This window comes from Bradyrhizobium sp. LA6.1 (genome assembly GCF_040547805.1).
In the GTDB taxonomy this organism is placed as follows: domain Bacteria; phylum Pseudomonadota; class Alphaproteobacteria; order Rhizobiales; family Xanthobacteraceae; genus Bradyrhizobium; species Bradyrhizobium barranii.
Window position 1 is genome coordinate 490,707 of the sequence record NZ_JBEPQK010000002.1, and the last position, 21,513, is coordinate 512,219.

15 protein-coding genes and 2 riboswitches are annotated in these 21,513 nt (G+C 64.1%); of the genes, 2 read left to right on the forward strand and 13 right to left on the reverse strand.

The genetic code is table 11. The features are described from left to right. Positions 1-37 precede the first annotated feature (37 nt). The 11 genes from ABIB99_RS05945 to ABIB99_RS05995 all read right to left on the reverse strand — a co-directional run bounded on the left by ABIB99_RS05945 (position 38) and on the right by ABIB99_RS05995 (position 15,595). On the reverse strand, positions 38-1,369 hold the full coding sequence (locus tag ABIB99_RS05945; RefSeq protein ID WP_354175068.1) for an esterase/lipase family protein: 1,332 nt from the start codon (positions 1,367-1,369) through the stop codon (positions 38-40). Then, positions 1,366-3,627, reverse strand: coding sequence for a CHAT domain-containing protein (locus tag ABIB99_RS05950; RefSeq protein WP_354175069.1), 2,262 nt, complete (start codon positions 3,625-3,627; stop codon positions 1,366-1,368). The genes ABIB99_RS05945 and ABIB99_RS05950 overlap by 4 nt, the downstream gene beginning before the upstream one ends. Before the next feature lie 108 nt (positions 3,628-3,735). Next, positions 3,736-4,626, reverse strand: coding sequence for a crotonase/enoyl-CoA hydratase family protein (locus tag ABIB99_RS05955; protein WP_014494261.1), 891 nt, complete (start codon positions 4,624-4,626; stop codon positions 3,736-3,738). Positions 4,627-4,764: 138 nt separating this feature from the next. Beyond that, entirely contained in the window at positions 4,765-6,186 is a 1,422-nt protein-coding gene (locus ABIB99_RS05960; protein WP_354175070.1) for an amidase, read from the reverse strand. Between the two features lie 2 nt (positions 6,187-6,188). Then, positions 6,189-7,352, reverse strand: a complete 1,164-nt coding sequence (locus ABIB99_RS05965) for a M20 aminoacylase family protein (protein WP_247309496.1) — start codon at positions 7,350-7,352, stop codon at positions 6,189-6,191. A 13-nt stretch (positions 7,353-7,365) separates the two neighbouring features. Beyond that, on the reverse strand, positions 7,366-8,871 hold the full coding sequence (locus tag ABIB99_RS05970; RefSeq protein ID WP_354175071.1) for a M81 family metallopeptidase: 1,506 nt from the start codon (positions 8,869-8,871) through the stop codon (positions 7,366-7,368). Positions 8,872-9,084: 213 nt separating this feature from the next. Next, a complete protein-coding gene (locus ABIB99_RS05975) occupies positions 9,085-10,734 on the reverse strand; it encodes an ABC transporter ATP-binding protein (protein ID WP_354175072.1) in 1,650 nt (549 codons plus the stop codon). A 14-nt stretch (positions 10,735-10,748) separates the two neighbouring features. Next, entirely contained in the window at positions 10,749-11,636 is an 888-nt protein-coding gene (locus ABIB99_RS05980) for an ABC transporter permease (protein WP_028150021.1), read from the reverse strand. 20 nt (positions 11,637-11,656) lie between these two features. Further along, positions 11,657-12,598, reverse strand: a complete 942-nt coding sequence (locus ABIB99_RS05985) for an ABC transporter permease (RefSeq protein ID WP_014494267.1) — start codon at positions 12,596-12,598, stop codon at positions 11,657-11,659. Positions 12,599-12,779: 181 nt separating this feature from the next. Next, positions 12,780-14,081, reverse strand: coding sequence for a D-amino acid dehydrogenase (locus ABIB99_RS05990; protein WP_354175073.1), 1,302 nt, complete (start codon positions 14,079-14,081; stop codon positions 12,780-12,782). A 67-nt stretch (positions 14,082-14,148) separates the two neighbouring features. Beyond that, a riboswitch (glycine riboswitch) is annotated at positions 14,149-14,263 on the reverse strand. Between the two features lie 3 nt (positions 14,264-14,266). Next, positions 14,267-14,370, reverse strand: a riboswitch (glycine riboswitch). Between the two features lie 94 nt (positions 14,371-14,464). After that, positions 14,465-15,595, reverse strand: coding sequence for a M20/M25/M40 family metallo-hydrolase (locus ABIB99_RS05995; RefSeq protein WP_354175074.1), 1,131 nt, complete (start codon positions 15,593-15,595; stop codon positions 14,465-14,467). Positions 15,596-15,862: 267 nt separating this feature from the next. On the opposite strand from ABIB99_RS05995, the gene ABIB99_RS06000 reads away from it, so the two are divergent. Beyond that, complete coding sequence (locus tag ABIB99_RS06000) at positions 15,863-17,473, forward strand: ABC transporter substrate-binding protein (protein WP_085401616.1); 1,611 nt, start codon at positions 15,863-15,865, stop codon at positions 17,471-17,473. A gap of 213 nt (positions 17,474-17,686) precedes the next feature. After that, a complete protein-coding gene (locus ABIB99_RS06005) occupies positions 17,687-19,282 on the forward strand; it encodes a glycosyltransferase family 39 protein (RefSeq protein ID WP_354175075.1) in 1,596 nt (531 codons plus the stop codon). Positions 19,283-19,485: 203 nt separating this feature from the next. Here ABIB99_RS06005 and ABIB99_RS06010 read toward each other — a convergent pair whose 3' ends face one another. Together ABIB99_RS06010 and ABIB99_RS06015 are read right to left on the reverse strand one after the other, a co-directional pair. Then, positions 19,486-20,688, reverse strand: a complete 1,203-nt coding sequence (locus tag ABIB99_RS06010) for a multidrug effflux MFS transporter (RefSeq protein WP_502917481.1) — start codon at positions 20,686-20,688, stop codon at positions 19,486-19,488. Positions 20,689-20,867: 179 nt separating this feature from the next. Next, entirely contained in the window at positions 20,868-21,449 is a 582-nt protein-coding gene (locus ABIB99_RS06015) for a TetR/AcrR family transcriptional regulator (protein ID WP_354175077.1), read from the reverse strand. Positions 21,450-21,513 lie beyond the last annotated feature (64 nt).

Genomic DNA, 21,513 nt, shown 5'->3' on the forward strand with positions numbered 1-21,513 from the left:
ACGGTGTTTGGCGAACCTGACTGCGTGGCCAGAGATTTCAGAGCTTGAATGACTGCTCGATGAAGGTGAGTGTTCGCGGCTGGCGGAAGTAATTGGTGTGATGCACCAAGTCCTGGCTTCCGTAATCCAGGATATCGTTGATTTGCGCCGCTTTCGGTCGTCCGCATAGGAATTGCATCGAGTCCCGGTCGACCACGAGGTCGTTGTCGCCGCGAAAGACGAGATCGGCCGCAGCATCGGCGGCCCGGGCCTTGGCCTCGGTCAGGAATTTCCATACCGCCAGTCCCGTCGGGGGCGGCGAGAAGTCGCTGACGACCGCGAAATAGTCGGGTCGCGTCGCAAGCTCGATGTTGAGACGGTCGAGTTCGAGATTGACCCTCGTCATCGCCGACAGGCCTGGAATGAGACTGATTCCGGCGTCGACGATCGGCGTCTTCGCAAGCACTCCGGAAGCAGTCGCGGCAATGCGCAAGAGACCGCTGACCACCGACAGGAAGGGGATCAACGGGGAGGCGAGTCCGGTTGCCGCAGCTAGCGCCCGATGCACGTTCGTGAGCCACGACAAAGCCGCGCGCAGGCTTCTTGGAGTTGCCAGGCTGGTGCCGTCGAGAGGACAACCGACCAGAACCGCGCGGCGCCGACCTGCCGCCGCCGGCTCCATCACCTCCAGCCACCAGCGGGCAACGAGCCCGCCACGGCTGTGCGCCACGACGTCCACGTCCGCCTTTACCCCTCGAAAGTGGCGGGCAAGCTCGATGGCGTTGAACACCGGGCTGACCGACACGGTTGGATGGCTGAAGGCATAGATTGCATTGTAGTGCTTCCTGGCCTTCTGCAGGAACGCAGCGAAGTTGGGTGCCGCTGCGATTTCCTTGACCAGGCTTTCAGAGCTGGAAAACGTGCCGTGAACGAGCACCAGGATAGGTCCTTTGGAAACGATCGGCCGGCCCGGCGCAATCGGGTCATGAAGAACAGTGCCGTCCCAAAGGCGCAGGCCGTGTTTGGGTGTCCATTCTTGATCGAGGCTGGCCAGATATTTCGTGATCTCGTTGCCAAGCGGCAGGGGGTCCACTTGCACCCGCTCGATGATCTCGCTGCGCACCCCGCCGCGCTGATTGCGACCGCGCCGTAACCCGGCGCTGCGCAGCCCGAAACCCTCTTCCCAGAGCAGTTCGCCGTTCACCTCGGCGAGCGTGAAGATGGTTGAGGCCGACTTCGGACGCAGGCCGCGCCGCCGCAGGCGATCAAGCTGCGGTGACTGCGGCGCCAGATCGAGAGGGCGGATGCCATCGAATTTGAGCGCCTCGCGCAAGTCCAAGCGTAATCGGGCGCGGTCGGTGGCTGCGATAGGATCGGACTGCGGAGTCATGCCTGGCTCGCGATGATCGGCAGTGGCGTGATCTTGCGCCGATCGCGGTGGACATCGAGAATTGCCGCAAAGTTGTTTCTGTCCTTCAGGTTTTCCATGCCTTCCTCGATCGCTTCCCGGAATGACATACGGCGCGTGAGCAGGACGGTCTCGATCGGCACGAGGTCGCCGGCGCGGACGTGGCGCAGCACGTCTTCGTAGGTCGTGAACTCCTCCGCGGTGGCAGGGGCACCGTCTGGTGTCTCGGGCCCCGTGACGTCCGTCATGCTCAGAAAACGTTCATAAGCCTCCTCGCTGCGCCAGAAGCCGGGAAACGCATGGTCCTTGAGGACGAAGACGACCGGATAGATGTCGACGTATTCGAGACAGGCCGCGAGCATTAGCGCAAGGTCGATGCAGGTTCCGCGCTTGCCGCGCACCACTTCGGAAGGAGAGCGCAGGCGTTGCGACTGTTCGGAGAAGACCGGCGGTGGGTTGACGTAAGCGACGCTCATCTCGAATGCGAGCGCGCACCACAGCGCGCGTACCTGCATTTCGACGCCGATCTCGGGATCATCCAACTCGGGATCGACGCTTTGATACCCGTCAAAGCCGGCAGTGCTGTCGTCCTGAAGCGCGGCGAGATATTTCTGCGCGACATCGACGATCTCGAGCACCGCCGGGTCTCGCGGTAGCACGAAAGCGCCGAGCCAGCGCGAGTCATCTTTGGGGTCCCACTGCCACTCGTCGATCGGGCAGATCATGACCTCCGCCGTGTCGCAGACGATTTCCTCGTTTCCGCAAGTCACCCGGTAGAACAGGCCGGTGCGCATCGTTTCGCGAACCTCGCGCAGGGCCTGCGACATGAGCGGAAGGTGGATATAATCCGCCAACGGCAGTTCCCAATCGGCGTCTTCCATCCGCACGGTCTTTCGGAACGGAAAGCTGTCGCTACCTGCCTGCAGCACTATCTCGATGTGGATCGGCGGAAGCGCACCCTTCGCCTTGCGATAGAGAGTAAAGGTCGTGAACAACCGCTTGCCGCCGTGCATCGTCGAATAGTTGACCGACCTCGGGGCCTGCACGCGGACATCGAGGAACTCGTGCAGATTGACTGTGACGCTTTTATCCGAGGATTTCTTCGCTGTGTCTGCTGCCTGTGTCTTGGCGGTGATGGTCTCTGGGTTGTTCTGCGTCACTGCGGCCGGCGAAATGAGTCCTTTCGCGGTCCAAAGGACTATGCCGGCCCCATGGAGAACCGTGGAGTGTCTGATGATCTCAAAGGCTCTGCGAAAGCCGTCGAGAAGATCCCACGACTGACTGCGCCACTCTCGATAGAATGCGGCGAGGAACCGTTCGGCGATCTCGTCATCAACGCGATCCTGAAATCCGAGAGCTGCTTGCGCACCCTCTTCGACAGTCGCGGCCGCAACGCGTCCGGCGGAATTGAAGAAATTGAGCACTACCAGCTGCGCGCCTGCGTAGCCTCGCGGGTTGAGTGCCTTACCGAGCTGGGAATGATCAACCTCATCGATCGGACTATCTACGCCCGCCATCAGCAGACCATCGATCCCCGACTCGGCCTTTTCGATCAAGCGGAGAGACTGGCCCTGATGGAGATCGACGCCGGTCAGATGAATGACGTCGGGCTTATGCGCGAGGAGACTGCTGGAGAGCTGTCGAACAGTTGGGTTGATCAAGCGCTCGGAACCCAGAGCAAGCTGCGATTCCATCCATCGCAATTCTTCCTCGAAGCTGTACGTGCGGCCGATCGGGCCGGCGGCGTTCTCGACCATCAGCGCGGAACTCGGTGTTCCTCGGGGCGGGCCGGCTCGGCTTGAGTTGAGGTAGCGCACCACCGTTAATGGTCGACCGTCACGCCGGCTGCGTGTGGCTTCCGTGAGCAGGAACTCCCAAGGCAAAATACGGGCGGCCCAACCGCCATCCTCATCAGCATACGGCATGCAGATCTCGACCGTGCCTGTCTGGGCAATTTCGGCGAGTGCATCGTCGGTTAGACCGAGTTCTTGGAAGCGCCGTAAAGCCTCGTCTATCAGGCCTTTTCGCACGCTGAGGTCGTCCTGCCAGCGACCCCGGCTGCGAACGACGTAGGACCAGTAAAAGGACAGCCGTGCTGGGGCGGTCGGCAGCAATGGGAAGCTCTTGCCAGGAATGCGCAATTCGATACCGGTAGACGCCCGATCATGCTGCGACGCCTCGTTCGTGCCGGCGCGCTCGTCCTGCAATCCCTTGTTCTTCGAAATCCGCTTGCGGGCCATGCGACATGCGTTATTTGTGCGGAGGCCAATAAAACAATCTATAATAGCACGAGGACTTCACCGCTACTAGTGGCGTATTTTGATACCTTCAATTGTGCGTTCATCCCTCTACTTGTACTCCCGCTCGCTCCACCACGGAAAATAATCCGGCATATCGCTCGACACCTTGTTCTTGAACTGCGCCGGGCGCTTCTCCAGGAACGACACCACGCCTTCCTTGACGTCGTCCGAGCGGCCGCGCGTATAGATGCCACGGCTGTCGACCTTGTGAGCTTCCATGGGATCGTCGGCACCCATCATGCGCCACATCATCTGGCGGATCAGGGCGACCGACACCGGCGCGGTCTTGGCGGCGAATTCCTTGGCCAGCGCGCGGGCGGTCGGCAGCAGATCATCCGGGGCTACGACCTTGCTGACGAGGCGGCCGGCGAGAGCTTCCTGGGCCGGGAAGACGCGGCCGGAATAGCACCATTCCAGCGCCTGCGAGATGCCGACGATGCGCGGCAGGAACCAGCTCGAGGCGGCCTCCGGCACGATGCCACGCTGGGAGAACACGAAGCCGAAGCGCGCGGCATCCGAGGCGATGCGGATGTCCATCGCGAGTTGCATGGTGACGCCGATGCCGACGGCAGGGCCGTTCACGGCGGCAATGACGGGCTTCAGGCACTTGAAGATGCGCAAGGTCACCTGGCCGCCGCCGTCGCGCACCTGCGGATCGCTGTAATCGACCTTGCCGTCCGCGAAACGCTTGACCGGCCCGCGCCGCGCATCGCGATCGAAGGTATCCGCACCCGAGGAAAGATCGGCGCCTGCGCAAAAACCGCGGCCGGCGCCGGTGACGATGATGGCGCGGACGTCGTCGTCCTTGTCGGCGGCGTCGAACGCGTCGATCAGCTCGGCCTGCATCTGCGCATTGAAGGCGTTGAGCTTGTCGGGCCGGTTCAGCGTGATGGTGAGGATCTGCTCGGCGACCTCGTATTTGATCGTCTCATACGCCATGGTGGTTTCCTTCCTCATCTTAAGTGCGATCTCAATGAGACGAGACGCATGGTCGCCGTTGTCCGTCTTGCGCGGACTGGGCATGCGAGCAGTACAAGAACGTGGATGGTCGGGACAAGCCCGGCCATGACGGAATGCTTACTTTGCCGGCGGGCTTGGCCAGGGCTTCTGCGCGCCGCGCAGGCCTTCAAACGCCTTGGCCATGCCGAGCACGCCGATATCGTCAAAACGGCGGCCGACGATCTGCACGCCGATGGGAAAGCCGTTGGCGTCGAAACCGCCGTTGAGGGAGACCGCAGGGCTCTCCGACATATTCCATGGCACGGTATAGCAGATGTGCTCGAACGGCCTCATGGGATCGTTGGTGGGCGAGGCCCAGTCCGCAGGGTAGTTCACGTTCGGCGCGGTCGGCGAGATCACGTAGTCGAGCTCGCAGAACAGCTTTGACGCAGCGGCGCGGATCGCCATGGTCTGGTTGAAGCCGCGAATGACATCCACACCCGAGAGCTTTGCGCCGGACGCGCCCCATTTGAAGATGTAGGGCAGCACCTTTGCCTGTTCGGCCGGCGTCAGTTTTGACAGATCGTCCCACATCCGCGCGCGCCAGAAATTGTCGAGCCCGTCGAGCATCTCGCGGGTCAGAATGCCGTCGACCTCGGTGACGACGCTACCTGCGGATTCGAACGCCTTTGCGGCTTTCACTGCAACATCGCGGACCGGCCTTTCTGCCGGCAGGCCGACGCCGGCATCGAGCATCAGGCCGATGCGCAGTTTGCGTGGCGACTTTTCGAGCCCCTTCCAGTTGAGAGGCTCGGCGGGCAGGCTCATGCCGTCGCGCCGGTCGGGCTTTGCGATCACGCTCATCATCAGCGCGCAATCGTCGACCGTGCGGGTCATGGGACCGGCGACACGGCCGACATAGGTCGGGTCGATCGGTACGCGGCCAAAGCTGGGTTTCAGGCCGACGAGACCGCACCAGCCCGCAGGCAGGCGGACCGAGCCGCCGATATCGGTGCCGAGATGCAAGGGGCCATAGCCGGCCGCAGCCGCGGCGCCTGCGCCCGCGCTGGAGCCGCCGGGATTCTTGGAGAGATCCCAGGGATTGCGCGCCAGCGCATGGAAACTGGAGAGTCCCGAGGACAGCATGCCGTAATCGGGCATGGTGGTTTTCGCGAAGATGATCGCACCGGCCTCGCGCAGTCGCGCAGCCGGCGGGGCGTCCTTCTCGGCCGGGACGAGCTTCACGCTCGCAGCGCCGAGCGGGACGGGCACGCCCTTGGTCGCGATGTTGTCCTTCACCGTCACAGGCACGCCGTCGAGCGCGCCGGAAGGTTCGCCCCCGCTCCAGCGCGCGGTCGAGGCCTTCGCGGCCGCGCGCGCGCTGTCGGGATCGAACGCGTAGAGCGCCTTGAGATGCGGTTCCCACGCAGCGACGTGCGCAAGCACGTCCTCCAGCACCTCGCTCGGCGAGAATTGCTTGGCCCGATAGCCCGCGATCAGATCGACCGCGGAGAGATCGTGCAGCGAGGTGACCGCCTCTTCGACGCTCTTTTTGTGCATTGCTAACCTACCGGCATGCGCGTTTCGATGATCCGGGCGAACATGCTGGCGCCGATCGGCAGGATCTTGTCGTCGAGCACGAAGCCGGGATTGTGCACGGGCACCGAGCCGTCGTGGCCGATCCAGAAATAGGCGCCGGGAATGGTTTGCAGCATGTCGGCGAAATCCTCGCTGCCCATCTTCGGCTGGGCGCGGGTGATCACGTTGGCGGGGTTGACGACGGTGCGCGCGACCTCCTCGACCACCTTGGACTGCTCGACCTGGTTGACCAGCACGCCGAAAGTGTCGCGGATGTCGGCTTCGATCACGCACTGATAGGCGCTAGCGATGCCGGCGCAGATCGTGCGGATGCGTTCGGCGATCAGGGCGCGGACTTCATCCGAGAAGGTGCGGATGGTGCCACAGAGATGGGCCTCGCCAGGGATGACGTTGTAGGCGGAACCGGCGTGAATCTGCGTGATCGAGATGACGGCGGCCTGCAGCGGCTCGACGTTGCGGCTGACGATGGTCTGGATCGCCTGCGCCAGCGTGGTCGCGATGATCACCGCGTCCTTGGAGCGCTCTGGCATCGCGCCATGCGCGCCGTAGCCGGTGATGCGCAGGTCGAAGAAGTCGGCGCTGGCCATCGCGGGGCCGGGCAGGATCGCGATTTCGCCGAGGTTGAGGTCGGGCGCGTTGTGCAGGCCGTAGAGCTCGTCGCAGGGAAACTTCTCGAACAGGCCGTCCTTGATCATCGCGCGAGCGCCACCAAGGCCTTCCTCGGCCGGCTGGAAGATCAGGTGCACGGTGCCGTCGAAGTTTTTGGTCTCGGCGAGGTAGCGCGCGGTGCCGAGCAGCATGGTGGTGTGGCCGTCATGGCCGCAGCCGTGGAAGCGGCCGGGGATTTTCGAACTCCATTTCAGATTGGTGTTCTCTTCCATCGGCAGTGCGTCCATGTCGGCGCGCAGGCCGATGCGCTTGCTGCCCGAACCCTTGCCCTTGATGACGCCGATCACGCCGGTGCCGCCGAGACCGCGGTGCACCTCGATGCCCCAGCTCTTCAGCTTGTCGGCGACGATGCCGGAGGTGCGCACCTCCTCGAAGCCGATCTCGGGATGGGCGTGGAGGTCGCGCCTGATAGCAGTGAGTTCGTCGGCATAGCCGTCGATGCGGTCGATCGTGGGCATGTGTCCTGTCCGGTTAGCGTGATGGGGGCGTGAAAACGGGGCCGTTCGGCTTGATGCGGATGCCCGGCCGCAGCCGCGTCCAGGGCAGGGTGGCTGTGTCGGCCGGCATCGCGCCGGGCGCGGCGCAGATCATCAGCTTTTCCGCGATCGGCTCGAAATCGGCGCGGAAGTGCACCGAGCTCTTGTTGACCAGAATCTTCTGCGCGGTCGGCTCGATGCCGACATAGCGGTACATCGCCTGATCGGCGAGCTGCGCCTTGTGCGAGGAGACGACGACGCGGACGTCACCGATGCGCAGGCACGCGGAGGGACCCATCTCCATCTCGCGGCCACCGTAGTAGGGGCCGGGCGCGATGAAGCGGCCGTCGGAGAGCTTTTCGACGATGAAGGTCTCGCGATAGGGCTCGTCGCCGGGAATGCCGGACTTGCCGCCGAGCGACAGCGTCACGGTGGCGCCGACGCCGGCTTCATGTGCGGCCTTGGCCGAGGCCGGATCGTAGATCGCGCCGGTCGCGGCGCTCGCCTTGTTGCGCACCAGTGCGCGCAGCATGCCGGTGGTGTCGGAATCGCCGCCGGCGCCCGGATTGTCCTGGGTGTCGGCGATGATGATCGGCTTGCTCGCGCTCTTGGCGAGTTCCATCGCATGGCGCACGCCGTCGTCGGGCGCCCAGATCTTGCCGTCGAAATCGTCCTCGTGGCTTTCGATCAGTTTGACGATCGCATCGGCCGCGCGGTCCGCATCGGCCTGCGTCTTGCCATAGGCGAACACGCTCGGGCCGCAGTCGCGGAAGTCGGCGGCGGGGAAGCCGGGCGCGAAGGACAGCGTCGGAACGGCGTCGCTCTCCAGCGCGGCCAGTTTTTCGTAGATGCCCTTGGTGGGAAAGTCATTGGTGCATTGCCAGCTGATCGCGATCAGGAACGGCAATTGGCGAAACGACTTTGCAAAGCGCTGCCTGGTCTGCAGCAGCAAAGCGAGGTGCCTTGCGGAGGCGCGGCCGGTCTCGGCCATGTCGACATGCGGATAGGTGCGGTAGGCGATCAGCGCGTCCGCGTGTTCCATCATCTCGGGCGTGACGTTGGCGTGCAGGTCGAGGCTGGCAACGAGCGGAACGTCCTTGCCGATGACGCCGCGCACGCGCGCCAAAATCTCGCCTTCGCCGTCGTCGAGATGCTCGGTCACCATCGCGCCATGCAGATCGAGATAGACCGCATCGAGCGGACCGGCGGCGGCGATACCGTCGACCATCACCTTCACGATACGTTCGAAGGCGTCCCTGGTGACATGCGCCGACGGACTTGCGCCGCAGGCGATCGTCGGAATGAGGTTCCAGCCATTGGCTTCGGCGCTGTCGACGAAGCCGGCGAGGCCGACATTGATGCGGCGCATCACCTTCAATACGTCGGCGCCTTCCGTCATGGCCGGCCAGCCGCCGCCATGCTGGAAGTCCGCGAAAGTCGCCTTCGTCGGGGCGAACGTGTTGGTCTCGTGCAGGAAGCCGCCGACGGCGATACGTGTCATTAATTCTGGTCCAGCGTTTGAAAGTGCGCGACGTTAGCCTTGGCTTCGAGGCGGGGGCAAGCGAGGAGCCCATGCCGCCGCGCATGGCTTTAAGTCATTTTCGAATGATGATGGTCGCTACCCGTCATTGCGAGCGAAGCAAAGTAATCCAGACCGTCACCGCAGAGGGACTCTGGATTGCTTTGCTCCGCTCGCAATGACGAGTGGACAAACCTAAGCCGTCGCCGCGACGCCTTCCGACACCGGTCGGAAGTTCGCAAAATCCCAGCCGCGGCCCGGTGCGGCCTCCAGCAGCGCCCTGGTGTAGGCTTCCTTCGGATGCGTCAGCACCTCGGCGGCCAGGCCCTGTTCGACGACACGGCCGTGCTGCATCACCACGACCTCGTCGCAGATCTGGGCTGCGACGCGCAGATCGTGGGTGATGAACAGGATGGCGATGCCGAGCCGGTTCTGGATCTCGTCGAGGAGTTCCAGCACCTGCGCCTGAACCGAGACGTCGAGCGCCGAGACCGCTTCGTCCGCGACCAGCACGTCGGGGTCGAGCGCGAGCGCACGCGCAATGGCGATGCGCTGGCGCTGGCCGCCGGAGAACTGGTGTGGATAGCGCGTCACTGCGTCGGCGGACAGGCCGACGAGCTCGAGCAGTTCGCGCGCCCGCTTCATCGCATCGGCATGCGGGGTGCCGTAATTGATCGGGCCTTCCGCGATGCTCTCGCCGACGGTAATGCGCGGGTTGAGCGAGCGATAGGGATCCTGGAACACGATCTGGATCTTCTGCCGGTGCGGCTGGAGCAGGCGGCGCGAGATGTCGGCGATCTCGCGGCCGGCAAGGCGCACGCCGCCGGAGGTCGGATCGATCAGGCGCACGATGCACCGCGCCACCGTCGACTTGCCCGAGCCGCTCTCGCCGACGATGCCGAGTGTGCGGCCCTTGCGCAGCGTCAGCGTGACCTTGTCGGCGGCGACGACCTCGCGGCCTTTGCCGAAGAAGGCGCGCTCCTTATAGACCTTGCCGAGCTCGTTGGCCTCCAGCACCACCGGCTCCTTGGTCTCGGGCCGTGCCGCGCGCGGCACCAGGCTCGGCACCGCGGAAAGCAAATTGCGGGTGTACTCCATGGTCGGGTTGCGCAGCACGGTCTCGAGCGGACCGGTCTCGACCAGCCGGCCCTGCCGCATCACGGCGACGCGGTCGGCGATCTCGGCCACCACGCCCATGTCGTGGGTGATGAACAGGACGGCGGTGCCGTGATCGCGCTGGAGGTCGCGGATCAGCGTCAGGATCTGCTTCTGCGTGGTGACGTCGAGCGCGGTGGTCGGTTCGTCGGCGATCAGCAGCTTCGGCTCCAGCACCAGCGCCATCGCGATCATGATGCGCTGGCGCTGGCCGCCGGACAGGCGATGCGGATAGGAGGCGAAGATGCGCTCGACCTGGGGCAGGCGGACCTGCTCCATCATGTCGAGAATGCGCTTCTTCCGCGCCTTGGCGTCGAGATCGGTGTGGGCGCGCAGCACCTCGTCGATCTGACGGCCGACCGGCACCACCGGATTGAGCGCGGTCATCGGCTCCTGGAAGATCATCGCCATCTGCGTCGCGCGGAGCTGGCGCAGGCGGCGATCGGTCGCGGTGAGAATCTCTTCGCCGACGAGCTTGACGCTGCCGCCGGTCGGAACCAGCGTGCCCTTCGGCAGCAGACCCATCGTGGTGAGCGAGGTCACCGACTTGCCCGAGCCGCTTTCGCCGACGAGACACAGTGTCTCGCCCTTATGCACCTGGATCGAGATCCCGTCGATGATGTTGGCGCCCTTCGGCTTCTTGCCGATGGAGACGACGAGGTTGTTGATGTCGAGAACTGGGTTGGTCATCACTTGATCCGTCATCACTTGCCCTCCCGCTGCTTCATGCGGGGATCGAGGGCGTCGCGGGCAGCGTCGCCGATCAAATTGATGCTGAGGATGGCGATCGAGAGCAGCAGGCCCGGCCAGAAGATCAGCGTCGGCTTGAGCTGAAAATACTGGCGGCCCTCGGCCATGATGTTGCCCCAGGTCGGCGTCTCCGGGGAGATGCCGGCGCCGAGGAAGGAGAGGATGGCTTCGGTCAGGATCGCGGAGGCGCAGACATAGGTGCCCTGGACGATCAGTGGTGCGATCGTGTTGGGCATCAAATGTCGCCACATGATCTTCGGCAGACTGGAGCCGACCGAGATCGCGGCTTCCACATAGGGCTCCTCACGCGCGGACAGCACGACCGAGCGCACCAGGCGCGCCACGCGCGGTATCTCGGGGATGGTGATCGCGACCAGCACGGTCCAGATGCTGGCGCCGGACAGCGACACCACGGCGATCGCGAGCAGGATGCTCGGCATCGCCATGAGGCCGTCCATGACGCGCATCAGGACGGCATCGACCAGCTTGAAGAAGCCGGAGACGAGGCCGATCGCAAGGCCGATGACGATCGACAGGATCGCCGAGCCGATGCCGATCAGGAGCGAGATGCGGCCGCCATAGATGACGCGCGACAAGAGGTCACGGCCATAGGCGTCGGTGCCGAGCAGGAACTGCGCCGAGGCCGGCTTCAGCCGCTGCGAGGGCGCAAGCTGGACCGGATCATGCGGCGCGATCAGCGGCGCCAGGATCGAGACCAGCACGATCAGCGCGAGCAAGATCGTGGCCGCCGCGATGATCGGCGTCGAGGTGAGGAATCCGAAACGCGGCCGCAGCGGCGACGTGATCGGAATGGACGACTGGGGAAGGCTATCGACGGACATTTTTGTTGCTATCCTTAGCCCTAGTACCGGATCCGGGGATCGAGCAGCGTGTAGGCGACGTCGATCAGGAGATTGACGACGACATAGATCAGCGACGTCAGCAGGATCATCGCCTGGATGACTGGGTAGTCGCGCGCCAACACCGCGTCCACCGTGAGGCGGCCGATGCCGGGGATGTTGAACACGCTCTCGGTGACGACGACGCCGGAGATCAGCAGCGCAAAGCCGGTGCCGATCACGGTGATGACGGGCACCGCGGCGTTGCGCAGCGCATGGCGCATCATCACGGCGACCTCGTTGATGCCCTTGGCGCGGGCGGTGCGGACGTAGTCCTCACCGAGCACGTCGAGCATCGCCGCACGCGTCATGCGCGCGATCAGCGCGATGTAGATGAAGGAGAGCGCGCAGGTCGGCAGGATGATGCGTTCGAAGAACGGTCCAAAGCCGTTAAAGATGCTGCGGAAGCCCTGCACCGGCACCCAACGAAGGTCGATCGCGAAGACCTCGATCAGGAGATAGCCGACCACGAACACCGGCACGGAGAAGCCGAGCACGGAGAGGCCCATCACGAAACGGTCGATCCAGGTGCCGTGCTTCCACGCCGCGATGACGCCGAGCGGCACGGCGACGATCACGGCGAGAATGATCGTCGAGAGCGCGATCGAGATCGACGGCTCGACGCGCTGGCTGATCATCTTCATGACTGGCAGGTTGGAGATCAGCGACGTCCCGAGATCGCCGTGCAGCAGCTTGTTCACCCAGGTGATGAATTGTACGATCAGCGGCTCGTTGAGGCCGAGCGAGTCGCGGATGCGTTCGAGCCGTTCCGGCGTCGCGTTATCGCCGGCGAGAATTGCGGCGGGATCGCCCGGCGTCAGCCGCAGCAGCAGGAAGACGAACAGCGCGACGACGCCCATCACGGGCACCGCGGCCAGAACGCGGCGAATGAGATAACCTAGCATGCACCTATCTCCGGCTGCGGAACTTGTGGGGCCGGGAGGCCCCCGTGGAATCGGTTCTGTCTATCATGCACGCCTGTCACTCGGGCTGGAAAGCCGGCCGGAGAAGCCGACCTTTCGGGGCAAATTGTGTGCCAAGGGCAGGGCGGTCGCAAGAGGCCGCCGAGCCTCCGATATCGGCCACTCAGGATGCATGGCGGAACTCGCGCTCAACCCTGAGTGAGGGTGCGGTCGGCGGTGCGTTGAGCCCGCGCCAGCCGTCGATGGTCCCGGCAATCATCTGCGCGGTCGCGGCCGACAAGGTCCAGCCGAGATGGCCGTGGCCGGTGTTGAAGAAAACGCCTGGCATCCGTCCTGCGCGCACCACTGGCATCATGTTCGGCATCATCGGCCGCAGCCCGGCCCAGGGCACGACCTTGGACGTTTCGACGCCGGGGAAGTTGCTGCGCACCCAGTCGACCAGCGGCTGCACGCGGTCGGCGCGGATGTCGCGGTTGAAGTCGTTGAATTCGGCGGTGCCTGCGACGCGGAAGCGATCGGCGCCGAGCCGGCTGGTGACGATTTTTGCGGCTTCGTCGAGCAGGCTCACGGTCGGCGTCGCATTGCGGCTTGCGGCAGTGTCGAGCTGAACGGTGATCGAGTAGCCCTTTACCGGATAGACGTTGACGCGCTCGTCGAGCAGGGCGGCGAAGTGACGGCTGGCCACGCCGGCGCAGATCACGACGCCATCCGCCTTCAGCATGCCGCGCGCGGATGCGACAGTGTCACTGGCCGAAAGATCAGCCCAGCCGATGACAAAGCCGCCACCTGCCTGGGCAATGGAATCGATGTTGGCTTCGTGGATAAAGGTCGCGCCGCGCCGCTTGCAGGCTTCCGCAAGTCCGCGCGTGAACTTGTGGATATCGCCGGTCGCATCCGACGGCGTGTAGAAGCCGCCAAAATAGTCCTTGCGCAGCGTCGGCTCGATGGCGCGGATCTCCTCCGGCGTCACCGGGCGGCGATCGAGCCCGCCTTCCTTCAGCAGCGCATTGACCTGCAGGCCGGATTCAAAACCCTTCTTGTCGTGATAGATGTGCAGGATGCCGCGGCGTTCGAGATCGAAGTCGATGCCTTCGCGCTCCGCGATCTCGAACAGATGCTTGCGGGCTTCGATCGCGAGCCGCGTGGTCTGAACCGTGTTGGCGCGGTAGTTGCCGATATTGGCGACGAACTCGCTCATCCACGAATATTTGTGCCAGCTCGGCCGCGGGTTCATCAGCAGCGGCGCATCGCGCCGGAACATCCAGCGCAGGCCTTTCAGGATCGTGGCGGTGCTGTTCCAGACTTCGGCATTGCTGGCGGAGAGCTGTCCGCCATTGGCGAAGGACGTCTCCATCGCGGCGTAGCGGTGCTTGTCGAGCACCGTCACCTTGTATCCGCGTTCGAGCAGGGCATAGGCAGTCGTTACGCCGGTGATGCCGGCGCCGATGATGGCGATATGGGTCATGGCAGGTTCGGGGCTCCCGTGAGTTAGAGTCGGCTAACCGCCGGCCAAAGGCCGTTGGCGGCGCCCCATCTGTCACGGTTACCTGAGAGCTTGATCCGGCGAGGACCTCGGCGAGGTCAGCTCCGGACTATCCCCTTCGGTGGACGTCACGACCACATTGGCCGTGCCGCCTCTCTCCAGATCGTCCTGACGATACGGTCCTTTTGCCTGAGAGTTTCCGGGGCGGTTGCTCCGTCGGCGCCGCAACGAAAGCCTGAACTCTCGTTGCGATCTCTCCCGCATCGTCGCGTGGACAATCGAGCAGTACGATGCGCCTCATTTTTAGACAAGGCTAAATTTAAACCGCGACTGCCAACGCATTGTGCAGTGCGAAGGCTGCGTCGTCAGTCGAGCGCCGCTAGCAAGCCGGCCATCAGGCGCCCGCGTTCAACCAAGCTCTCGACCTCGATGAACTCCTCGAGCGTGTGGCCGTTGCCGCCGCGCACGCCGAGGCCGTCGAGCGTCGGGATGCCCATCGCGCCGGTAAAGTTGCCGTCGGAGCCGCCGCCGGAGCTCGCATGCGGCAGCTCAGTGCCGAGCGATTTGGCGATGCCGCGCGCCTTTTCATAAAGCGCCATGGTGCCGGCATCGGGCTCCCATACGGGGCGCGTGACGCCGCGCGTCACCTTGAACGTGACATCATTGGTCGTGCCCGACAGCGCCAGCATCCGCTCGACGCCGCGATCGAGATCGGCCTGGCGCTTGGCCATGGACAGCGCCTCGCCGGTGGCGGTCGTGGCAACGCAATTGACCCATTGTCCGCCGTGCACGACGCCGACCGAGAAGGTGCAGTCCTCCGTCGTCATCGCGTCAATGGCGAGGATCTGCCGCGCCATCTCGCGGATCGCCGAGCGTCCGGCCGACAATGTCGCGCCGGCATGGCTCGGCCGGCCCGTCGCTTCCAGATTGAACCGCGCGATGGCGTAACGTCCGGTGGTGACACCGTTGTCGGCGCGGCCCGGTTCGGGCACCAGCACATATTTGTTGCGCGCGGCTTCCGCCTCGATGATGTCCCGCGTCGAGGGCGTGCCGACTTCCTCGTCGGGCGTAAACAGCACGGTGATCGGCAGCGGCGTGGTGAAGGACGCACGTGCCAGCTGCCGGATCGCTTCCAGCGAGAGATAGTTGCCGCCCTTCATGTCGTAGATGCCGGGGCCGTAGCACTTGTTGCCCTCGCGCCGCCATTTCAGCTTCTCGATGGTGCCGACCGGATGGACGGTATCCATGTGGCCGGCGATCAGGATGCCCGGCTCGCCCTGTTTCGGATGCGGGAAGCGCGCGCGGATCACGCCGCCGAAGCCCTGTCGACCGCCGATGCGTTCGATCGTCGCACCCATGATCGCCATATCCCGCGCTGCGATATCGAGCATGCGGTTGACGGCACCCGCGTCCCAGGTCGGGCTCTCGCATTCCACCCAGGTGCGCAGGCCCTCGAGCATCGCCTCGGAATCGAAGGGAAGATTGGCTGGATTCATCTTAATGTCTCTCAAGCTTCGAAAGATGGAACGCGCATTGCATTGGCGCGGACGGGACTGGCGGAAAGCGTTGTAGAGCCAAACCGATCTTTGTGGAGCCCGTGGGCGCGCCGCTTGGGGCTGCAGCGAAACCGGATTGACGCGCTCAACACTGTCTGCAAGTCTCGAAAGACAAAGGCATCGCATGAGGTTAGTTCGCCTAAAGAACGAACCGAATGCTCAACCAATAACCTGCCTTTGAACAGTTTCACGTCAGGAGAAACTTTTATGTTGAGCTTGATGCGCCGGGGGCGTCGCGCGTTCGCCTCCACACTTGCGCTATCGGTCGTTGCGCTTTCGACGGCGATGGCCTCGCCGGTACTTGCCGCCGCCAGCAAGACCATCACTGCGGTGATGCATTCGGATCTGCGCATCATCGATCCGATTTTCACCACCGCCTACATCACGCGTGACCATGGCTACATGGTCTACGACACGCTGATCGCGACGGACTCGAACTTCAAGATCCAGCCGCAGATGGCGGACTGGAAGATCTCCGACGACAAGCTCACCTACACCTTCACGCTGCGCGACGGCCTCAAGTGGCACGACGGTACGCCGGTGACGGCGGAAGACTGCGCCGCTTCGCTGAAGCGCTGGGCCGCGGTCGACGGCATGGGCCAGCAGATGATGCAGTTTACTGCGAGCATCGAGGCGACCGACCCCAAGACGATCACGCTGAAGCTGAAGGAGCCCTACGGCCTCGTGCTCGAATCCATCGGCAAGCCGTCCTCGCGCGTCGCCTTCATGATGCCGAAGCGTCTCGCCGAAACGCCGCCAGACAAGCAGATCCCCGAGCAGATCGGCTCCGGCCCGTTCAAGTTCGTGCAGGGCGAATTCCAGCCCGGCGTGAAGGCGGTCTACGTCAAGAACACCGACTATGTGCCGCGCAAGGAGGCGTCGAGCTGGACTGCCGGAGGCAAGCTGGTCAAGGTCGATCGCGTCGAATGGATCACCATGCCGGATGCGCAGACCGCAGTGAACGCGCTGCAATCGGGCGACATCGACTTCATGGAAGTGCCGCCGTGGGATCTGCTGCCCGTCCTTGAAGGCAATGCCGACCTCAAGACCGAGACGCTGAACAAGTTCGGCTACCAGACCCTTGGGCGCATGAACTTCCTCTATCCGCCCTTCGACAATCCGAAGATCCGCCGTGCCGCACTTCTGGCGATGAACCAGAAGGACGTGCTCGACGCGCTCGTCGGCAATCCCAAATACTACAAGATCTGCGGTGCGTTCTTCATCTGCGATACGCCGTTCGCGACCGACGTCGGCTCGGAATCGCTGGTGAAGGGCAACGGCATGGCGGAAGCCAAGAAGGCGCTCGCCGAGTCCGGCTATGACGGTACGCCCGTCGTGGTCATGGTGCCCGGCGACGTCGTGACGCTGAAGGCGCAGCCGACGGTCGCGGTGCAGTTGCTCCGCGAGGCCGGCTTCAAGGTCGACGCGCAAGCGACCGACTGGCAGACGGTGGTCAGCCGGCGCGCCAGCCAGAAGCCTCCGAAGGAGGGCGGCTGGAACATGTTCTTCACCAACTGGGTCAGCGCCGACGTGTCCAACCCGATCGCCAATCTGTCGATCGGCGGGCAGGGCAAGAAGGGCTGGTTCGGCTGGGCGGAAAACGCCAAGATCGAGAAGCTCAAGGACGATTTCGTCCGCGCCGCCTCGCTCGACGATCAGAAGAAGATCGCGACCGAGATCCAGAAGGAAGCCTATGACCAGGTGATCTACGTGCCGCTCGGCCAGTATCTGGCGCCGAGCGCGTGGCGGAAGTCGCTCACCGGCGTGCTCGACGGCCCGGCGACGCCGGTGTTCTGGAACATCGACAAGACCGAGTAAAGCGAGGGCGCGCCAGCGCGCCTTCCCCGAGCGTTACGCGGCGTCGCTGTCATCAGCGGCGCCGTTTTCGTTTGTCAGCCTCGCGTCAGCTTTTAGCTCTTCCAGTGTCCATTTATTGCTATTTGTTTCTGACTTGAAATAGATGTGCGCAGTTCGCACATCACTTCCTTCCTGCATTTGAGTCCCGTGTCGATTGATTTTACATTTCGGGCGATGGCCGAGCGGTCCGATCGCGCGCCGGCGCGATGGCGGCGGCCTTTCCTGCGCTGGCTCGACGGCGTCGAGACGGGCTGGGCCGTGCCGCTTCTCATTGTGTGCTTTGTCGCGCTCTGGACGATCTATCTGGCCGTCGCCTATGCCGGCAGCGGCCTGCACCCTGATACCCTCGAGGCCTGGACGCTCGGGCGCCGTTTCGCGTGGGGCTACCACAAGCATCCGCCGCTGATGGGCTGGGTTACGGCGGTGTGGACCTCCGTCTTCCCGCTCAGCGACTGGTCGCTGCAATTGATGGCGATGGCCAATGCCGGGCTCGCCCTGTTTTTCGTCGACCGGATCGCACGGCAGTTCGTGACCGGGCACAAACGCATCCTGGTGCTGCTGCTCCTGATGCTGACGCCGGCCTATCAATTCCACGCCCAGCGCTTCAATGCCAATACGGTGCTGCTTGCGCTTTGGCCGCTCGCGACCTGGTGTTTTCTGCGCGCGTTCGAGACCCGCAGCGCGGCCTGGGCTGTCGCCGTAGGATGCACAACGGCGCTGGCGATGGTCGGCAAATATTATTCGGTCTTCCTCGTGGCGAGCTTTGCATTTGCCGCGCTGGCGCATCCCGCGCGCCGCGCCTATTTCGCGTCCGCTTCGCCGTGGATATCGGTCGTGGTCGGGGTCGCGGTGTTGTCGCCGCATATCTACTGGCTCGCGACGACGGGCGCGTCGGCCTTCACCTACGCGATGGCGCACGCCAACGGCAACTTCGTGAGCTCGCTCGGCGAGGTGCAGAACTTCCTGCTCGGACTCGTGGCGGCCATCAGCGTATCGGCCGTCTTCTGGGTGATCATCGCCGGCACACGGCTGAAACAATTTGCGGCCGACTTCGCCGCGATGAGTTCCGGCCTGCGGCTTCTTTTTTACGTTGCGATCGGCACGATCGTACTGCCGGTCCTGACGTCGCTGGCGATGGGCACCGATCTGCCGTCGCTATGGGCGCTGCAAGGGCTGTTCCTGTTCGTCGTGCTGATCGTTTGCGGCACGCGCTACCCGATCGAAAGATTCTACACCGTCAATGTCACGGTCATCACCGCAATCGTTGGGCTCGCCGCTGTCTTCGTCGCCGCCCCGATTCACGCCGTCTATCGCAACAATCACGGCTACGAAGAGGGCCGGAATTTCTACGCGCAGGTAGCTAACGAGATTACTCGCGAATGGCACGAGCTGACCGGGGAACCGCTCAGCGCCGTCAGTGGCGACGATTCGCTTGCCTTTGCGACCGCGTTCTACAGTCCGGACCATCCGTATTACGCGCGGCCGTTCGAATTTCAGTACAGGTGGGGCATGCCGCGAAAGACGACATTGGATCGCGGTTGGGCCGCGCTCTGCTTCAGCGGCCAGGACTATTGCGGCAGGTGGATGGAGTCGGTGTCCGCGCGCGCCGAGCATTTCGTCAGACGCCAGTTCACCGTGCAGGCGACGCTATGGGGCAAGCCCGGCCTGACGCGGGACGTGGTCGTGCTGATCGTGCCACCGCGAACGAGCAGCGCGACGCCCGAGAGCGCCGCGCAGGACTTCAGTGCCAGCAGGCGCCCGACGGACTAGGCTTTGCGCTCAGCAGTGGCTGTCGCGGATTCGCTCGAGGCCTTCGCTCGCGAAGGGGGGAGTGAACGCAGTTCGGTCGGCGCCCGACGTCGGGCGTTCCGTTTCCGCCCGATCCGGGGTGGTGCTGTCTTCGCGATGTTCCGGTTCCATGAGGCGGCCTTTCGAATTGCTGCAGTACAACATCGATGCGGCCGGGAAGTTCCTCAACCGATGGGACGATGATGCGGCTTGAACAGCCGTCCCTTTTCCACCACCAGCACGATCGCAAGCGCCGCCAGCGTCGACAGGAAGAAGCCGACCGAGAACGGCAGCAGCGTGCCGTCAAAACTCTGCCCGATCGCCATGCCGACGACGATGCCGATCAGCGTCGTGATCGAGCCGTAGAGCGAGGAGGCGGTGCCCGCGATGTGGCCCTGCGGCTCCATGGCGAGTGCGGTGAAGTTCGCGACCATCATGCCGAACGAGAACATCATCAGGGCGGACAGCACCATGAACAACGAGAGCGGCAGCATGCCGAGGCTTTCCGTCAGCAGCATCACGCCCGCAACCGCGGTGTAGAGCGTCAGCGCGCTGTGCGAGATCACGCGCATGCCGAGCCGTCCGACCAGCTTCGCATTGAGGAAGCCGGCGATCGCGGTGCCGGCCGCGATCGCGGCGAAGGCAATCGGGAAATAATGGCCGAGATGATAGACGCCGGTGAAGACCTGCTGCGCCGAGAAGACATAGGCAAAGAGCGCGCCTATCACGCTGCCGGCGGCCGTCGCATAGCCGATGGTCTGGCGGTTGGTCACGGTCTGCCGGAACGCCGAGAGCACGTCGGCGGGCGCCAGCGACCTGCGCTCGGACTCGGGAAGGGTTTCAGGCAGCCGCAGCACGCTCCATGCGAGCGCGAGCAGTCCGTAGAGCATCAGTACGACGAAGATGCCGCGCCATTGCGTGACCAGCAGCACCGCCTGCCCGAACGAGGGCGCAATCACCGGCACCGCGATGAACACCATCATGGCGAGCGACATCACGCTCGCCATCCGGCGGCCGACATAGCAGTCGCGCACGATCGAGGTCGCGATCACGCGCGTCGCCGACGTACCGAGCCCTTGCAGCGCGCGCGCCAGCAGCAGCGTCTCGAACGAGGGCGCGGCGACCGCGAGCACGCTCGCTACCGCATAGACGGCCATGCCGCCGAGCAGCACCGGGCGGCGGCCGAAGCGGTCCGACAACGGGCCCATGACGAACTGGCCGGCGCCGAAGCCGATCAGGAAGGTCGAGAGCACCAGCTGAAGATGGTTGGCGTTGGGAATGGCGAAGGCTGCCCCGATGTTGGGCAGCGCCGGCAGCATCATGTCCATCGCAAGCGGATTCAGCGCCATGATAGACGCGATCACGATGACGAATTCTGGAAAACCCATGGGCCGGTGTCCCGAGGACACCCAATCGTCGGCATTGACGTCGGACAAAGCTCACCTCTGAAAATCAGAGGCTTTTCTATCGGTTATGCTGCGCCGCACAACCCATGTTTCGGGATGGCTGACAGGCGGGTGCACAAGAATTGGTGATGTCGCCGGCTCGGGAAGGGCTGCCTCGTCCATCATCGCGCGCTACGGGCCTGCTCGACCAGGCCGAGCGCCAAGCGTCCCGCGGTGTCGACATAGTCGAGATCGCGATGGATCAGCATCACGGTCGTGGCGCCGTCGAGCAGGATCACGAGCTGGCGCGCGAGCGCCGCTGCACCGGCAACGCCATGCCCGCGCAATTCGGTTTCGAGCCACGCTTCAAAACGCTTCTTGTGCGCCGCGCCGGCCTTGACCGCGGGATGTGCCGGCGTGTTTGCGAGCTCGGCGATGGTGCGCAGGAATCCGCAGCCGCGCCATCGCGGCGTATCCACGGAGCGTCCGAGCCTTGCGAAGAGACCGCGGACCTTGTCGGCCACCGTGCCCTCGGTCTCGGCGAACCAGCGCATATAGAGCTCCAGCGTCGGCTGGTCCCTGGCCGCGATGGTCTCGGCGACGAGCTCGTCCTTGCTGGTGAAGTGATAATAGAGCGTCTTCTTGGTGACGCCGGCCTTCTCGGCGACCGCGTCCATGCTCACCGCCCTGATGCCTTCGCCATAGAACAGGCGCGTCGCCGCGATGACGATCTGCTCGCGTGTGGTGTCGCCTTTGCCTGACATCGCAAATGTATACTGCCTAGTGAGTATACACGACAAGACCGCTGTGGCTGACTTCCGCGCCTGT

What these genes read in the sequence shown, in the direction of transcription:
- ABIB99_RS05975 (WP_354175072.1), bottom strand. Translation starts at nt 10,734, where the DNA reads ATGACCAACCCAGTTCTCGACATCAACAACCTCGTCGTCTCCATCGGC.
- ABIB99_RS06000 (WP_085401616.1), top strand. Translation starts at nt 15,863, where the DNA reads ATGTTGAGCTTGATGCGCCGGGGGCGTCGCGCGTTCGCCTCCACACTT.
- ABIB99_RS05985 (WP_014494267.1), bottom strand. Translation starts at nt 12,598, where the DNA reads ATGCTAGGTTATCTCATTCGCCGCGTTCTGGCCGCGGTGCCCGTGATG.
- ABIB99_RS05965 (WP_247309496.1), bottom strand. Translation starts at nt 7,352, where the DNA reads ATGCCCACGATCGACCGCATCGACGGCTATGCCGACGAACTCACTGCT.
- ABIB99_RS05950 (WP_354175069.1), bottom strand. Translation starts at nt 3,627, where the DNA reads ATGGCCCGCAAGCGGATTTCGAAGAACAAGGGATTGCAGGACGAGCGC.
- ABIB99_RS05945 (WP_354175068.1), bottom strand. Translation starts at nt 1,369, where the DNA reads ATGACTCCGCAGTCCGATCCTATCGCAGCCACCGACCGCGCCCGATTA.
- ABIB99_RS06010 (WP_502917481.1), bottom strand. Translation starts at nt 20,688, where the DNA reads ATGGGTTTTCCAGAATTCGTCATCGTGATCGCGTCTATCATGGCGCTG.
- ABIB99_RS05995 (WP_354175074.1), bottom strand. Translation starts at nt 15,595, where the DNA reads ATGAATCCAGCCAATCTTCCCTTCGATTCCGAGGCGATGCTCGAGGGC.
- ABIB99_RS05980 (WP_028150021.1), bottom strand. Translation starts at nt 11,636, where the DNA reads ATGTCCGTCGATAGCCTTCCCCAGTCGTCCATTCCGATCACGTCGCCG.
- ABIB99_RS05990 (WP_354175073.1), bottom strand. Translation starts at nt 14,081, where the DNA reads ATGACCCATATCGCCATCATCGGCGCCGGCATCACCGGCGTAACGACT.
- ABIB99_RS05960 (WP_354175070.1), bottom strand. Translation starts at nt 6,186, where the DNA reads ATGCACAAAAAGAGCGTCGAAGAGGCGGTCACCTCGCTGCACGATCTC.
- ABIB99_RS06015 (WP_354175077.1), bottom strand. Translation starts at nt 21,449, where the DNA reads ATGTCAGGCAAAGGCGACACCACACGCGAGCAGATCGTCATCGCGGCG.
- ABIB99_RS05955 (WP_014494261.1), bottom strand. Translation starts at nt 4,626, where the DNA reads ATGGCGTATGAGACGATCAAATACGAGGTCGCCGAGCAGATCCTCACC.
- ABIB99_RS05970 (WP_354175071.1), bottom strand. Translation starts at nt 8,871, where the DNA reads ATGACACGTATCGCCGTCGGCGGCTTCCTGCACGAGACCAACACGTTC.
- ABIB99_RS06005 (WP_354175075.1), top strand. Translation starts at nt 17,687, where the DNA reads ATGGCCGAGCGGTCCGATCGCGCGCCGGCGCGATGGCGGCGGCCTTTC.